The following is a 13,178-nucleotide window of genomic DNA, read 5'->3' on the forward strand; positions in this document are numbered from 1 at the left end:
AATACTGTTTTGATAATATGCTCAAACAGGGATAAGTTATTTCGGAAATCAGGACTATGTATAAAAGTGGCCTGACTGAACTTGAAGTCGTTCTGGCGGTTGCCAGACGTCGCGGTTTTCGTGCCGCGGCCGTGGAACTGGACATGTCAACCACGGCTGTCAGCAATGCGGTGGCCAAGCTCGAAGCCAGGCTTGGGGTGCGACTGTTTCACCGCACCACTCGTAGTGTCTCGCTGACCGAGGCCGGGCAAAAATTTACCGCCCGTATCGCCCCTTCGGTCATCAACATTAAAGATGCGATGACTTCCATCCTAGCGCACAACTCGGAGCCGGCCGGCACCCTGCGTATCAATAGTTCGCTGGGTGCGGCACAGATGATTTTTCAGCCCGTCTTGTTGAAGTTCCTTCAGCGCTATCCCGGCATGGTGCTTGATATCGCGACCGACGGCCGGATGGTGGACATTGTTGCCGAGGGATTCGATGCTGGCTTGCGACTGAGTTCGGGCGTGCCGCAGGACATGATCCGCGTCCCGATAAGCGAACAAATTCCCATTGCAGTGGTTGCATCAATTGACTACCTCGCCACACATCCAGCGCCTGAATGCATTGAAGATCTAACGCAACACGCGTGCATATGCGCGCGGCTGCCCAGTGGCATTACGTCGCCCTGGGAATTTATGCGCAACGGCAAACACCTGAAGATTGATGTGGCGGGCCCACTGGTTCTGGATGCCCCGCTGATGATGCTGGCGTCGGTAAAGCAAGGATTAGGCTTGGCGCAGCTCCCTGAATGGTATGTCAGAGATGAGTTGGCCAGCGGGCATTTGGTCAAGGTATTGGAGCCATGGTCAATCCCTGCGCCCGGGCTATCCCTTTACTATTCTGGCCATCGACACCTGCCTGCCGGGTTGCGAGCACTGATAGAGGTGATACATGAAGTCGGAGATATCAACCAGCAAAGTGTCTTAGATATTTCACTGTCAGGGCACTGAATGCGCAGGGGGAAATGTGAATATAATTATTGACCGATCGTTCCAGTATAAATAATATCCTGCACATGGCCAGACCAAAAGAATTTGATATCGATGTCGCACTCGACGCAGCTGTCGAGGTATTTCGCGAGCATGGCTTTGCGGGCACCTCTGCGCAAATGCTGACGGGTGCAATGAAGATCGGAAAGCAAAGCCTCTACGACACCTTCGGCGGCAAGTGGCAGTTGTACTGCGCTGCGCTGAAAAGATATAGCGGCACAGAAACGACCGCACATATCGGATTGCTGCGGCAGAGCCCGACAGCAATCGCTGGCATCGAACAAATGCTCGAACGCGTGGTAATGGAGGCACACCGTCCATGCCTCGGAATGAGTTCGGTCAGTGAGTTTAGCGTCGGTAATGAAGAGCTGGTCAACATTCGCGAAGCCGCTGGCCGAACGCTTGGCACAGCCCTATTGAGTGCTATCGGCCAAGCCAAGATTGCGGGGGACCTTGCAGTCGACCTTGACCCGGATGAAGCAGCCGCTTTTCTCCTGGCTAACATAGCGGCAATTCGTATTGCTGCACGCGGCGGGGCAAACCAGGATGTACTCTCTGCCCTGTCGCGCCTGACCCTTAAAGCATTGAAATAGCTATTTTTTGCCCAGTTCTGGAACGATCATTCAATAATAGGATTAGAAAATGAAAGCAGTTGTCATGACCCAAGCGGGTGGATGTGACGTGATGAAATATGTCGACTTTCCCGAACAGAATCCGGGCGCAGGTGAAGCACTGATCGAAGTTAGCGCTGCCGGCGTCAATTTTATGGATATTGGTGTCAGACGCGGAGGCGCCTGGCAGGACGTTGCAAATCCAAAGCGACTCGGCGTCGAAGGTGCTGGCCGGGTTCTCGCAATCGGTGAAGGTGTTCAGGGCGTCTCCCCGGGACAGCGTGTCGCCTGGGTTTATGCACCCGGTAGCTATGCACAGAGAATTGTCATTCCGACCTCTGCACTTGTGCCGATACCGGATGAAATCGACGATCTGACGGCCGCATCAGTGATGATGCAGGGCTTGACAGCCAGCCATTTCACATCCGATTTCTACCCGGTCCAACCCGGTGACATTGCCCTGGTACATGCGGCCGCAGGGGGCCTCGGTTTACTGCTGACGCAAATGATCAAGCTAAGAGGAGGATATGTTATTGGACGGGTCTCCTCTACCGACAAAGTCGCGATAGCCAAACAAGCGGGCGCCGACCACGTAATCGTCGATACACAAGGTAGCTTTGCCAAGCAGGTTATTCACCTGTCCGGCGGCGAAGGCGTACATATTGTCTACGATGGCTCTGGCCCGAAGACCTTTCAGGGCTCGCTCGACTCGCTGCGCATATCCGGAACGTTATGCTGGTACGGTCCGGTTCTTGGTGGACCAGATCCCATCGATATAATGAGTCTTCCCTTGAGTATCAAGATTGGTTATGCCGTGTTCCTCCACCATATTCCTACAGCGGAGCTATTGCGCTCTCGAGCGGCCAAGCTCTTCGATATGATTCTTGCAGGCCAACTCAATGTAAGAGTGGGCGCACAGTATTCTTTGGCGGATGCGGCAAACGCGCATTTAGCGATGGAAAGCAGAACAACCACTGGAAAGCTGCTATTGATCCCCTGATAAAAAGCGACCTGGCGCCAGCTGCGTGAACACAGCAGTCCACTGTTAACCGGTTTATTTCAGGCCTTGAGGTTGGGTGACGCCAAAGCGCGTTAGCGCCCCCTCGACATTAGGGCTCAGGCTGGAAGCCTGAGTTCAGCACACAATCCTCCCTCCTCGCGGTTACTTAAGGTCAATTTGCCACCGATGGCCATCGCCAGTTGCTGAGCAATCGCCAGGCCCAAACCTGTACCGCCAGTGCTTCGGTTGCGCGAGTTTTCGACGCGGTAGAAGGGTTGCATGACCCGCTCCAACTCCGCCTCGGCAATGCCCGGGCCACGGTCCATGATTTTCAATGACAGCACGCCATCGGGGCTCTTGCCCACCCACAGTTCGGCCGCATTGGCAAACTTCAAAGCGTTATCCGTCAGATTGACCAGCACCCGGCGCAACGCATGGGGACGCGTTTGGATTACCGCCGAACATTTGCCGCTGAGTTGGACGCTCTTGCCCATGTCTTGGTAGTCGTACACCAGACTGTCGAGAAAGGAGTCGAGGTTGATTCGCCGGCTTTCCTCGGTGGCACCGTGAACACTTCGGGCATAGGCCACACCTTCTCGCACCAAGTGCTCCATTTCACCTAAGTCATTGCAGAGTTTGTCTTTTTCGCTGGAGTCGTGCATAAACTCGGCACGCAATTTCATGCGCGTAATGGGGGTTTGCAGGTCGTGGGAGATGGCCGCCAGCAATTGCATGCGCTCTTTAAGGTAGGCAGCAATACGGGCCTGCATCGCATTAAAGGCCTTGGCTGCATGGGCAACCTCCGTCGGACCTTTTTCATCTAGTTGCACCGGGTGAGTATTGGGGTCCAGGGTCCCGACGGCTTCGGACAATCGTGTGAGCGGGCGAATGGCAACACGGACTGCGAGCAAGGTGCAGATCAACATCAGAACCAATTGACCAATCAACACTGCAGGCAGCCAGGCTGACAGCGGCACCATCGAGGGCCGAACATCGATGGTCAGCGGGCTGCCATCCGCTAGCTTCAGGTGCACCTGAAAGTGCTTTATCGGTCCGGGAATGTCGGTAAATGTCATTGGATAATCATGACCGATGGCTTCTTTGATCGAAGCCATGGCAATGGGCGTATTCGACATGCCCATTTTTATTGGCGTGCCGGCTGATCCTTCGTCGAGCTGATATCGATAATGAGGGCGCTCTAGCTGCCTCAGCCAACTGGCACGCTCTGCGACGGGCAGACGGTCAAGAATGGCAATGGACGTGGAAACGTCAGTTTCCAGATTGCCGAGCATGGTGTCCTTGGCCGACTGGTAGCGCTCGTAGTACTGCGCACCAAATGACAGCCCATGCCCCAGAATCAGGCCGATGAGAAATATCAGCGATAAACGCGAAGCCAAGGTACGGGGCCAGTGCATGGCGAATTTCATACCTGGTCACTCAGGATTTCCACCGGCAGGGAAAACACATAACCCTCGCTGCGCACGGTCTTGATGTAACCCGCTTCGCGGGCATCGTCCAACAGACGCTGGCGCAGGCGACTGACGAGTAAATCGATTGAGCGGTCGAACAGGTCCGCATCTCGACCCTGGGTCAGGTTTAGTAGTTGGTCGCGGCTGAGCACCCGTTGCGGATGATCAAGGAAGACCCGCAACAATCGGTATTCAGCACCGCTCAAAGCGACCATTGTGCCGTCTTCGTCGAGCAGGTGGCGTGCCGAGGTATCCAGGCGCCAGCGGCCAAAGGCCAAAAGACGACCGCTTTCGGTGACAATTAAGTTCGGCGGCAGCATGCGCGTGCGGCGAAGCACGGCGTTGATCCGTGCCAAGAGCTCACGGGCAGCAAACGGCTTGACCAGGTAGTCGTCGGCGCCCATTTCCAGGCCAATAATGCGGTCGGTTTCATCGTTGCGCGCGGTCAGCATCAGCACTGGCGTGGCCTTATGCTTTCCCGCACGCAACTCGCGACAAAGCATCAAGCCATCATCCCCCGGCATCATAATGTCGAGCACGATCAAGTCGACCTTGGTGGTTTCCAGAAAGGCTCTCATCTGCCGCCCTTCTGCCACAACAGTGGTACGCAGACCGTTCTTCTTCAGGTAGTTACCCACCAGTTCACGGATCTCGCGGTCATCGTCAACGATAAGAATGTGATCGACGTGTTCCATTGCGCTTGCCTCTGAAAGGTGGGGGATATCACACAGTCTATCGGGCCTTTGCCGTACTCGGCCTTATCCCTTTGTATTGCAGTGTATCTGGCCTTGCGCTGGATACACACAGAGGCAAAACCGGGTGTTGCCAGGCACAGTTGTATCGCTGTGTATCTATCAGGGCTCCAGATACCTAGCAATTTATCCGCACCAATTCCTGACACAGACGAGATATCTCGTGGGTTTTAAATAGGTTCCATCGAGGCCAGCTCAAGCGCCCCGAGCCAATCAACGATTGACCTGACTAAACCCTGAGGAACCGCCATGAACCCTAAAGTGATTTTCGCTGCCAGCCTGTTTGCCGCCCTGAACATCTGCACCTTTTCTGCTCATGCCGAGGCCAAAGCTGTTCCTCAAACTTATACCTACGCCACTCACTTGGACGTTAGCAAGGTGTTGTCCCTGACCGAGGACAGTGCGCCGACATGTGGCGTCGTCAATGCGCAGATGACCTATCTGGACTCGCATAACAAAACCCACGTCCTGGATTACCGCAAAGTTGCTGACAACTGCACTTCGCAGAACTGAGTGCAGCGCCAACCCTTCTATTTGCTATAGGCCAAACCTTATGAACAACCTGACCCGTTACTTATCCGCTGCCGCGTTCGCTTTCGCCGGTGTTGCAAGCCATGTCCAAGCGGCGGAGCAAAAAACCTGCGGCAGCACCAGCTGTTTCCAGTTGACACCGGTCGCCAAGGAGGCGGTTATCAAGGTCCTCGCAGAGGACGGTTCAAGCCTTACACCGCAAGGCCGGATGCTTGCCGAAAATGGTTCCAGCCGCACACTACAGGCCCATTTTCGAGACACCAAAATAACCTGAAATCCATCCCGACCATACCGTTAAGGCCAAGCTGGGATCGTGCCAAAACCCGCTAATTTCAAGGTGACCCTATGTTACTCATTGCATTTTTGGGCGGCATTCTGACCGTCCTCAGTCCGTGCATTTTGCCGGTCGTACCCTTTCTGTTTGCCGGGGCTGATCGAACGCGCTCATCCATCCTGTTAAGCCTTGCAGGAATGGCCCTTACCTTTGCCTTGGTCTCCAGCCTCGCTGTGGTCAGCAGCGCATGGGTGGTGCAAGCCAACAATACTGGACGATACGTCGCTTTACTGGTGATGGCGCTGTTCGCCCTGTCGCTAATTTCTGCTCGGGCCGGAGAATGGTTGGCGCGGCCGTTCGTACGGCTCGGAAATCGACTCAACCCCGGCATGGGTAAACTGTCTGGGCCGCTACCATCGCTCATGCTCGGCGTCGCAACGGGCCTGCTTTGGGCACCCTGCGCCGGCCCCATTCTCGGCGTTATCCTCACCAGCGCCATGCTGCAAGGCGCGAACGCAGGCACCAGCCTGCTATTACTGGCCTACGGATTAGGCAGCGCTTTTTCACTCGGCATACTGATTTTCGCCGGGCGCGGTTTAATCAATCGGCTTAAGCCGTCGATACCGGCAACCGGATGGTTGCGCAAAGGCGTCGGTGTCGCGGTCCTCGCCGGTGCAGCCGTGATAGCGACGGGCACTGACAACATTGTATTGGCCAACACATCATCAGAAGGCGTTGGCAAAGTCGAAAACAGCGTGCTGCAAACTGTGCCTAAAATCGTCGACTACGTGGTAAGCAAAGTCAAAGCAGATAGCCTGAGCGACCAGTCACTAGGTCCTATGCCCTCACTCAAAGGTGCGGTTCAGTGGCTCAACTCGCCGCCGCTGAGCAAAGACGACTTGAAAGGCAAGGTAGTGCTGGTGGATTTCTGGACCTTTGACTGCATCAACTGCCGGCACACCTTGCCGTACGTGAAGGACTGGGCGCAGAAATACAGTAAAGACGGGCTAGTTGTGATCGGTGTGCACACACCGGAATACGGTTTCGAACGCATTATCGACAACGTCAAAGCCAAGGTTAAGGAATACGGTATTACGTACCCGGTTGCCATCGACAATGACTATGCCATTTGGCGTAACTTCGATAATCAATACTGGCCGGCCCATTACCTCATCGATGCCAAGGGCCAGGTGCGTTACACCCACTTTGGCGAAGGCAGCTATGACACTCAGGAGAAGATGATTCAGCAGCTACTCAAGGAATCCAAGGCTGCGCCCGCGGCCTAATCCCTGAATAGCCCTGCAACCTAACGCCCGATGCACTGCATCGGGCGTTTTATTTTGGCGCGCAGACACCTGTGGTCGCCGCCACTAATGGCGCTATCAGCCCTATAAAGGTCAGTCCTGTGGAGTGTGGCAACGCGCAGTTTTCCTCCACAAGAATCAAATAGCAAACCGCTTGGTCGCATCAAAAGTCCAAACATTCTCCATTACCAATCACGGATGTAAAAAGCGTTAGCCGCCCTTGACTGTTTTCCTAAATAAAAAACGCCCGGACTATCCGAGCGTTGATTGGTTGATCTCACGCTGATGCTATTTCAGCCTGGTGTGGGCTCTTCGCTGAATGCGTCCACCGTTTGCACCAAGCTTCGTGCTGCCGTCATCACCAGTTGCCCGCCCTTCTCCGGGCTCGCCAGCGAAGGGTCCGAACCCATGCGCCCATCGGGATGACGCGCGCGAAAATCCAATGCTTCGCGAATAGGACCCCAGTTAGCAATCTGCGGCGAAAAATAAGCCGATTTTATTGCGTCCGGATAGGCCCATTGGGTCACTGCAATTTCGGAAGGCGTAGCATGAATGCCGTGGCCGACAGGAAATTGCTCGTTGGCCAATTCTGCTATTCCCTCAAGATCCCACCAGTTGCACAACTTCAAGGCAAAGCCGGCTTTACGTCGGGCAAAACTTGCCTCAGCGTAGATTTCAGAAAACGCCGCTTCAATCGAGGCGATATTTCCGCCGTGGCCATTGAGAAAGAATATTTTCTCAAACCCATGTGCGGCCAATGAGTGCACCCAGTCGGCGATGGCGGCCATAAACGTCGAAGGCCGAAGCGAGATGGTGCCAGGAAACCCGAGATGGTGCTGAGCCATGCCGATATTGAAGGTCGGCGCGATCAAAATATCGCCGGCTTTTTGCGCTTCGTTGGCGATAATTTCCGGGCACATCCAGTCTGTTCCCAAAAGGCCAGTGGGACCGTGCTGTTCGTTAGACCCGATGGGAATGACGACGGTGCGGCTGCGTTGTAGAAACTGTTCGATTTCTGGCCAAGTCGATTGATATAAAAGCATTTGAGTTCTCTCTTTAAACGGGTTCCTTGCGGAACAAAAAGAATGTGAATTTCAAGAAAGCTAAACACCTGAACGATTGTTGGTGCCTTACGAAAGCAGTCAGCGGCTTGTTCGCAAACACTCAACCCGCAGCGACAATGCTCAGGCCAGATAACCGCCATCTACGGTCAAACTCGCGCCAGTCACAAACGAAGCGTCATCGCTTGCAAGGTAAGCGGCCATACCAGCAATTTCATCAGGAAAACCCAAACGCCCCAAAGGCACCAGGGCAATGACGTGATCCAGATAAGGCGCATCGGGCGGGTTCATATCGGTTGAAGTGGGTCCAGGCTGAATGTTGTTGACCGTAATCCCGCGCGGGGCAAAGTCGAGGGCAAGCCCCCTTACAAGCCCGACCAACGCGGCTTTGCTCATTGAATAAGCACTGGATCCCGGAAAGCCTGTGCGCGCGCCCGCAACACTGCCGATCATAATGATACGGTCACCGCGATTCATCACCTTAGAGCAGGCCTGGGCGGCAACATAGGCCGCTCGTACGTTTATCGCGTACATGCTGTCAAGCTGCTCGACGCTGAAGTCATCGATCGATCCAAGTCCGAGAATCCCGGCGCTGTTAACCAGAATATTCAAACCGCCAAATTGCTCTACGGTTATGGCAATGGCACGTTCGATTTCCTCGGCATTGCGACTGTCTGCCTTGATTGCCAAAGCCTTGCCACCCGCAGATTTAATGCTGCCAACAAGCGACTCAGCTTTGGCCTCAGACGATGAGTAGGTAAATACAACTGCAGCGCCTTCCTTGGCTAAGCGGCGGACAATCGCGGCACCGATTCCGCGTGACCCACCTGTTACCAGAGCGATTTTTTCGGTGAAGCGCTGTGCTGGCTTGGACATTTGCTTAGTCCTCAATCAGTTAATTGGACAACAACGCCCTTGCAAAGGGCGCTGAAAATCACTTCGCCTCAGCGGCTTTTTCAATCAGACGTGCGACCGGCCCCGGGTTTGAAACCATCACCACATGGGAAGCCCCCTTAACCTCAACCTCACCTTTGGCCTTGGCTCGCTTGGCCATAAACATCATGGCTTGCGGAGGAATGTTCTTGTCCTTATCGCCATAAATAAACCAGGACGGAATATGCTTCCAGGCAGCTGCCCCTGACTTTTCGTTAAGCGCCGCATCAGTTACTGGCCGTTGCCCTGCTGCCATTAACGCGGCTTGCGCTGCGGGAACGTCAGCGGCAAATTGGTCGCGGAACTTGTTCTGTTTGATGTACAAGTCTTTGCCACCCTTTGCCAGCGCAACCGGTTCGGCCAGCGTTGGCCCAAGGGTGCTTCCCGGAAACTTACCGGCCAGCTCCGCAGCGGTTTCACCAGTGTCTGGAGCAAACGCGCTGACATAAACCAGCGCCTTTACATTGGGGTGATCATTGGCCGCTTCAGTGATGACGTTGCCGCCGTAGGAATGCCCAACCAAAACCACTGGCGATTTGATACTCGTCAGCAACGCCGATACAGAAGCGCCGTCACTTTTGACACTGCGCAGGGGGTTGGCCGCTGCGATGACGGGATAGCCGTCTTTCTCGAGAATCTTCACCACGCCGTTCCAACTGGATGAGTCGGCGAACGCGCCGTGTACCAGCACCACGGTCGGCTTGTCAGTCTGAGCAAACACACTAGCCGACATGGCCAGGCTGGCCGCAAGGGCAAAAGCAGCAGGTATTCGTTTCATATGAGACTCCTTCAGTAAGAGAATTACGGTGCGTAACGGGTGAATACGAAGTCGTGATCCTTGACCAGTGCCTGATGGCAGGCGAAACAGGTTTTGTGCTGCGCCTCGTCCGCGGGCTTACCGTTGATGAAACGGCCGAAGCCCCAGCCGCCGGTAGACGCATACTTCTTTGCGTCCTTGACCATCACTTGCACGGTGGTCGCAGCACCCGGTATCGAGGCAGGCTCAAACTCAGGTGACTGAATGTGTTTCCAGGCCAGCTTGACCAGCACGGTACCGTCCGGGAACGGTAGGGTTTTATCGGTATAAGCCTTGATTGCCACTTCATTGCCAAGCACAGCGCGCAACTCGTTGAGCGGCGCAGCTTCCTGAGCGGGTGCGATAAGCGGCCATTGCCGGTAGCTGTCAGGTAACGTCACACCGTAGATGGGTGACGCCTCACTGCTCGCTGGCTCAGCCTCGGCGAGCCCGCTGAGGCTGAGCGCAACCGCTGCAGCGCCAGACAGCGAAATCGCCAGTTGCATGAGTTTCATGGTTAGCGCCTCCTTCAAAGGTGATCGGCGTCAATCACCGCTTGAGCGAAGGCTTGCGGCGCTTCTTGCGGCAGGTTGTGGCCAATACCACCACTGATCAGGCGGTACTCATATTTACCGGTATAGCGCTTGGCATAGGCTTCGGCGGGTGGATGAGGCGCGCCATTGGCCTCGCCTTCCATGGTGATGGTCGGCACGTGAATGGAAGGCCCGGCAGCCAGTTTTTTCTCGATTGCGTCATATTTCGCTTCGCCCTTGATCAGCCCTTGGCGCCAGCGATAATTGAAAATCGTAATAGCCACATGATCTGGGTTGTCCAACGAAGCGGCGCTGCGGTCAAAGGTGGCATCGTCGAACTTCCATTGTGGCGAGGCCAATTTCCAGATCAGCTTGGCGAAATCATGGGTGTTTTTCTGGTAACCCAACTCGCCGCGCGGTGTTGCGAAGTAGAACTGATACCACCACTGCAACTCGGCAGCGGGCGGCAACGGCGCTTTCCCTGCCTCCTGGCCGCCAATCAGATAACCACTCACAGCCACCAGCGCCTTGACCCGCTCCGGCCACAGGGCCGCGACGATATCAGCTGTGCGCGCCCCCCAGTCATAGCCACCGAGCACGGCTTTTTTTACTTTCAGGGCATCCATAAAATCAATCACATCGGTGGCCAGCGCGGCAGGTTGACCATTGCGCAATGTCTTGGCCGACAGAAAGTGGGTATCGCCGTAACCACGGGCAGCCGGGATCAATACGCGATAGCCCTTCTCTGCCAGCGCGGGCGCTACATCAGCGTAACTGTGAATATCGTATGGCCAGCCGTGCAGCAAAATAACCACAGGCCCATCGGCAGGGCCGACCTCGGCGTAGGAAACGTCCAGCAAACCTGCCTTGATATGCTTCAGCTCCCCCAGAGAGGTGTGGCTGCCCGGAGTGATTGGGCCGACCGTAGTTTCAGGATTGGCAGCAACAGCCTGGCTCCCAACCAAGCCCAAAGCGCCGAACTGCATCAAGGCGACAACAAGGAGTGACGGTGCAAACAGACGGCGACGCGCGGTGGATTGTTGATTAAGCAAGGTGATACTCATGGCAATTCTCCGATCTATGCAATTGTGTTGTGATTGTTAAAGGTCGTCTCGGACGGCCTACTGCTCGGTTTTTTTACTGAGATCAGTCGACGTGCGTAACGGTCGGAATGCCTTACGCAGTTCTTCCGAAAACAACTGTGGCTGTTCCCAAGCCGCGAAATGGCCTCCTTTGCTTACCTCACTGAAGTAAGAAAGCGAGGGATAAGCCCGCTCTGCCCAACTTTTCGGGGCGCGATATATCTCGTGCGGGAACACCGTGATTGCCACCGGCACCTTGATCTCTGAGGTCCGCTGCGCGGCGGCGCTGAAATTGTTGTTGTTGTTTTCCCAATAGAAACGGGAAGACGACGCACCGGTATTTGTTAGCCAGTAGAGGCTGATATCGTCGAGCATTTCATCGCGAGTCAATACACGCTCAGGCTTGCCGTCGCTATCAGTCCAGGCAGCAAACTTTTCGTACATCCAGGCGGCGCTGCCGGCTGGTGAATCAGCCAGCAAGTAACCGATGGTCTGCGGGCGAGTCACCATCATCGCGCCGTAAGCAGCGTTACGCCCAAAGAAGGTGCTCAAGGAATCAAATGCAGCGTGTTCAGGCGAGCTAAGCCCAGCAGGCGCAGGCTTTCCACTGCTGATCGCGTCAACCAACTCTGGCGGCACGGTTGCCGGCATATTCAGGTGGATTCCCAGCAGACCCTTGGGCGCCAGACGGCCAAGCGCATCGGAAATCACCGAACCATGATCACCGCCCTGTGAGACGTAATGGCTATAGCCGAGGCGTTTCATCAGTACATCCCAGGTTTTAGCAACCCGATCAGGGTTCCAACCCAACTCAGTGGGTTTACCGGAAAAGCCATGCCCGGGGATGGAGGGGATCACGACATCAAAAGAGTCCTCGGCACGCCCGCCGTAAGCGGTCGGATCGGTGAGCGGGCCAATGGTTTTAAGAAACTCAAATTGCGAACCGGGCCAGCCGTGAGTGAGGATCAACGGCATTGCATTTGGGTTACGCGAGCGAACATGAATAAACTGGATATCGACACCGTCGATGGTGGTCACAAACTCAGGAAGGGCATTTAGCTTTGCCTCGGCCTTACGCCAGTCATAACCGCTCCCCCAGTACTCCACCAGCGCCTGCACCGAGGCGAGCTGAACGCCTTGCGATGTGTCGCTGACTGTTTCCTTATCGGGCCAGCGAGTCGCCGCAATTCGTTTTCGCAGCTCAGTCAATTGCGCTTCATCAACCCGTACCTGAAAAGGCCGAATCGCATCGGAGGCGCTAGCGCCAGTTGCAGCCCACGCCCCGCCGCTGGCACCCAGCAATGCACAACTGACCACACTAATCTTGGCGGTTGAACCCAGCCACTGACGCCACGTTAGGGCGGACAATACTGCAAGCATGATGTATCTCCTTGAGAAAATTTCGGGCATTCACGGCGTTCGTTATCGGGCAGATCACTCACAGTCAAAATGAATGTCTGGTGTAGTCACCTGGCGCCACCCTGATGATAAAAGCACCCTGGTTTTACACTGGCGATTACACGATGGTGTCGGTCAATACTTAGGTATTACGGCCGGCCTGAAACCGCTCCATGCACTTAAGTGGAATGTTCACAGCCGCTCAGCGCCGGCACGCTGCAGGCGACGAATAGCTGAAGGGATACTGGTCAAGTCCTGTATCTGCCGTATGTCGCTAACCGGGCTGAATGCGTGTTTGTGTAACCCGGGCAGGGCTAGATACAGTTGCTTACAGAAACCCAACTGATGACAACGAATTTGCCACCATTCACCGGCCGCTTACGCTGGCGTTTAAACAGGCCGC

At 55.2% G+C, this 13,178-nt stretch carries 14 protein-coding genes; 6 read left to right on the forward strand and 8 right to left on the reverse strand.

The features are described 5' to 3' along the window. Nucleotides 1-56: 56 nt before the first annotated feature. The 3 genes from AACY09_RS00950 (at nucleotide 57) to AACY09_RS00960 (ending at nucleotide 2,642) form a co-directional block, all read left to right on the forward strand. Nucleotides 57-992, forward strand: a complete 936-nt coding sequence (locus AACY09_RS00950) for a LysR family transcriptional regulator (RefSeq protein ID WP_339485534.1) — start codon at nucleotides 57-59, stop codon at nucleotides 990-992. Nucleotides 993-1,057: 65 nt separating this feature from the next. Next, nucleotides 1,058-1,624: a TetR/AcrR family transcriptional regulator gene (locus AACY09_RS00955; protein WP_339485535.1), complete on the forward strand. Its 567-nt coding sequence runs from the start codon at nucleotides 1,058-1,060 to the stop codon at nucleotides 1,622-1,624. A 49-nt stretch (nucleotides 1,625-1,673) separates the two neighbouring features. Next, nucleotides 1,674-2,642 carry a quinone oxidoreductase family protein gene (locus tag AACY09_RS00960; RefSeq protein ID WP_339485536.1) on the forward strand — a complete coding sequence of 323 codons (969 nt, stop codon included), beginning with the start codon at nucleotides 1,674-1,676 and terminating at the stop codon, nucleotides 2,640-2,642. A 116-nt stretch (nucleotides 2,643-2,758) separates the two neighbouring features. Here AACY09_RS00960 and AACY09_RS00965 read toward each other — a convergent pair whose 3' ends face one another. Both AACY09_RS00965 and AACY09_RS00970 read right to left on the reverse strand, forming a co-directional pair. After that, entirely contained in the window at nucleotides 2,759-4,069 is a 1,311-nt protein-coding gene (locus AACY09_RS00965) for a sensor histidine kinase (RefSeq protein ID WP_339485537.1), read from the reverse strand. Continuing rightward, the gene (locus tag AACY09_RS00970) at nucleotides 4,066-4,806 is read right to left on the reverse strand and encodes a response regulator (RefSeq protein ID WP_339485538.1); all 741 of its coding nucleotides are present in this window, start codon (nucleotides 4,804-4,806) and stop codon (nucleotides 4,066-4,068) included. The genes AACY09_RS00965 and AACY09_RS00970 overlap by 4 nt, the downstream gene beginning before the upstream one ends. A gap of 306 nt (nucleotides 4,807-5,112) precedes the next feature. Between AACY09_RS00970 and AACY09_RS00975 the strand changes: the two genes are divergently transcribed. The 3 genes from AACY09_RS00975 to AACY09_RS00985 all read left to right on the forward strand — a co-directional run bounded on the left by AACY09_RS00975 (nucleotide 5,113) and on the right by AACY09_RS00985 (nucleotide 6,954). Then, on the forward strand, nucleotides 5,113-5,376 hold the full coding sequence (locus AACY09_RS00975; protein ID WP_339485539.1) for a DUF2790 domain-containing protein: 264 nt from the start codon (nucleotides 5,113-5,115) through the stop codon (nucleotides 5,374-5,376). Nucleotides 5,377-5,416: 40 nt separating this feature from the next. Beyond that, a complete protein-coding gene (locus tag AACY09_RS00980; RefSeq protein WP_339485540.1) occupies nucleotides 5,417-5,668 on the forward strand; it encodes a hypothetical protein in 252 nt (83 codons plus the stop codon). Between the two features lie 71 nt (nucleotides 5,669-5,739). Beyond that, complete coding sequence (locus tag AACY09_RS00985) at nucleotides 5,740-6,954, forward strand: cytochrome c biogenesis protein DipZ (protein WP_339485541.1); 1,215 nt, start codon at nucleotides 5,740-5,742, stop codon at nucleotides 6,952-6,954. Between the two features lie 311 nt (nucleotides 6,955-7,265). On the opposite strand, the gene AACY09_RS00990 is transcribed toward AACY09_RS00985, so the two are convergent. From AACY09_RS00990 to AACY09_RS01015, 6 genes are all read right to left on the reverse strand, one after another. After that, nucleotides 7,266-8,015 (reverse strand): creatininase family protein, encoded by a 750-nt coding sequence (locus AACY09_RS00990; RefSeq protein ID WP_339485542.1) that lies wholly within the window; start codon nucleotides 8,013-8,015, stop codon nucleotides 7,266-7,268. A gap of 141 nt (nucleotides 8,016-8,156) precedes the next feature. Then, nucleotides 8,157-8,909 carry a 3-oxoacyl-ACP reductase family protein gene (locus tag AACY09_RS00995; RefSeq protein WP_339485543.1) on the reverse strand — a complete coding sequence of 251 codons (753 nt, stop codon included), beginning with the start codon at nucleotides 8,907-8,909 and terminating at the stop codon, nucleotides 8,157-8,159. A gap of 58 nt (nucleotides 8,910-8,967) precedes the next feature. Further along, entirely contained in the window at nucleotides 8,968-9,744 is a 777-nt protein-coding gene (locus AACY09_RS01000) for an alpha/beta fold hydrolase (protein ID WP_339485544.1), read from the reverse strand. 23 nt (nucleotides 9,745-9,767) lie between these two features. Beyond that, the gene (locus AACY09_RS01005; protein WP_339485545.1) at nucleotides 9,768-10,277 is read right to left on the reverse strand and encodes a cytochrome P460 family protein; all 510 of its coding nucleotides are present in this window, start codon (nucleotides 10,275-10,277) and stop codon (nucleotides 9,768-9,770) included. Between the two features lie 14 nt (nucleotides 10,278-10,291). Beyond that, nucleotides 10,292-11,359: an alpha/beta fold hydrolase gene (locus tag AACY09_RS01010; protein WP_339485546.1), complete on the reverse strand. Its 1,068-nt coding sequence runs from the start codon at nucleotides 11,357-11,359 to the stop codon at nucleotides 10,292-10,294. A 57-nt stretch (nucleotides 11,360-11,416) separates the two neighbouring features. Beyond that, on the reverse strand, nucleotides 11,417-12,757 hold the full coding sequence (locus AACY09_RS01015) for an epoxide hydrolase family protein (protein WP_339485547.1): 1,341 nt from the start codon (nucleotides 12,755-12,757) through the stop codon (nucleotides 11,417-11,419). Nucleotides 12,758-13,178 lie beyond the last annotated feature (421 nt).

The organism is Pseudomonas sp. EL_65y_Pfl2_R95 (genome assembly GCF_963971045.1).
GTDB lineage: Bacteria > Pseudomonadota > Gammaproteobacteria > Pseudomonadales > Pseudomonadaceae > Aquipseudomonas.

Bases quoted from the DNA above. Each gene is read 5' to 3' on its own strand.
- AACY09_RS00975 (WP_339485539.1), top strand. From the start codon at position 5,113: ATGAACCCTAAAGTGATTTTCGCTGCCAGCCTGTTTGCCGCCCTGAAC.
- AACY09_RS00960 (WP_339485536.1), top strand. From the start codon at position 1,674: ATGAAAGCAGTTGTCATGACCCAAGCGGGTGGATGTGACGTGATGAAA.
- AACY09_RS00990 (WP_339485542.1), bottom strand. From the start codon at position 8,015: ATGCTTTTATATCAATCGACTTGGCCAGAAATCGAACAGTTTCTACAA.
- AACY09_RS00955 (WP_339485535.1), top strand. From the start codon at position 1,058: ATGGCCAGACCAAAAGAATTTGATATCGATGTCGCACTCGACGCAGCT.
- AACY09_RS00995 (WP_339485543.1), bottom strand. From the start codon at position 8,909: ATGTCCAAGCCAGCACAGCGCTTCACCGAAAAAATCGCTCTGGTAACA.
- AACY09_RS01005 (WP_339485545.1), bottom strand. From the start codon at position 10,277: ATGAAACTCATGCAACTGGCGATTTCGCTGTCTGGCGCTGCAGCGGTT.
- AACY09_RS00980 (WP_339485540.1), top strand. From the start codon at position 5,417: ATGAACAACCTGACCCGTTACTTATCCGCTGCCGCGTTCGCTTTCGCC.
- AACY09_RS00965 (WP_339485537.1), bottom strand. From the start codon at position 4,069: ATGAAATTCGCCATGCACTGGCCCCGTACCTTGGCTTCGCGTTTATCG.
- AACY09_RS00970 (WP_339485538.1), bottom strand. From the start codon at position 4,806: ATGGAACACGTCGATCACATTCTTATCGTTGACGATGACCGCGAGATC.
- AACY09_RS00950 (WP_339485534.1), top strand. From the start codon at position 57: ATGTATAAAAGTGGCCTGACTGAACTTGAAGTCGTTCTGGCGGTTGCC.
- AACY09_RS01000 (WP_339485544.1), bottom strand. From the start codon at position 9,744: ATGAAACGAATACCTGCTGCTTTTGCCCTTGCGGCCAGCCTGGCCATG.
- AACY09_RS01010 (WP_339485546.1), bottom strand. From the start codon at position 11,359: ATGAGTATCACCTTGCTTAATCAACAATCCACCGCGCGTCGCCGTCTG.
- AACY09_RS01015 (WP_339485547.1), bottom strand. From the start codon at position 12,757: ATGCTTGCAGTATTGTCCGCCCTAACGTGGCGTCAGTGGCTGGGTTCA.
- AACY09_RS00985 (WP_339485541.1), top strand. From the start codon at position 5,740: ATGTTACTCATTGCATTTTTGGGCGGCATTCTGACCGTCCTCAGTCCG.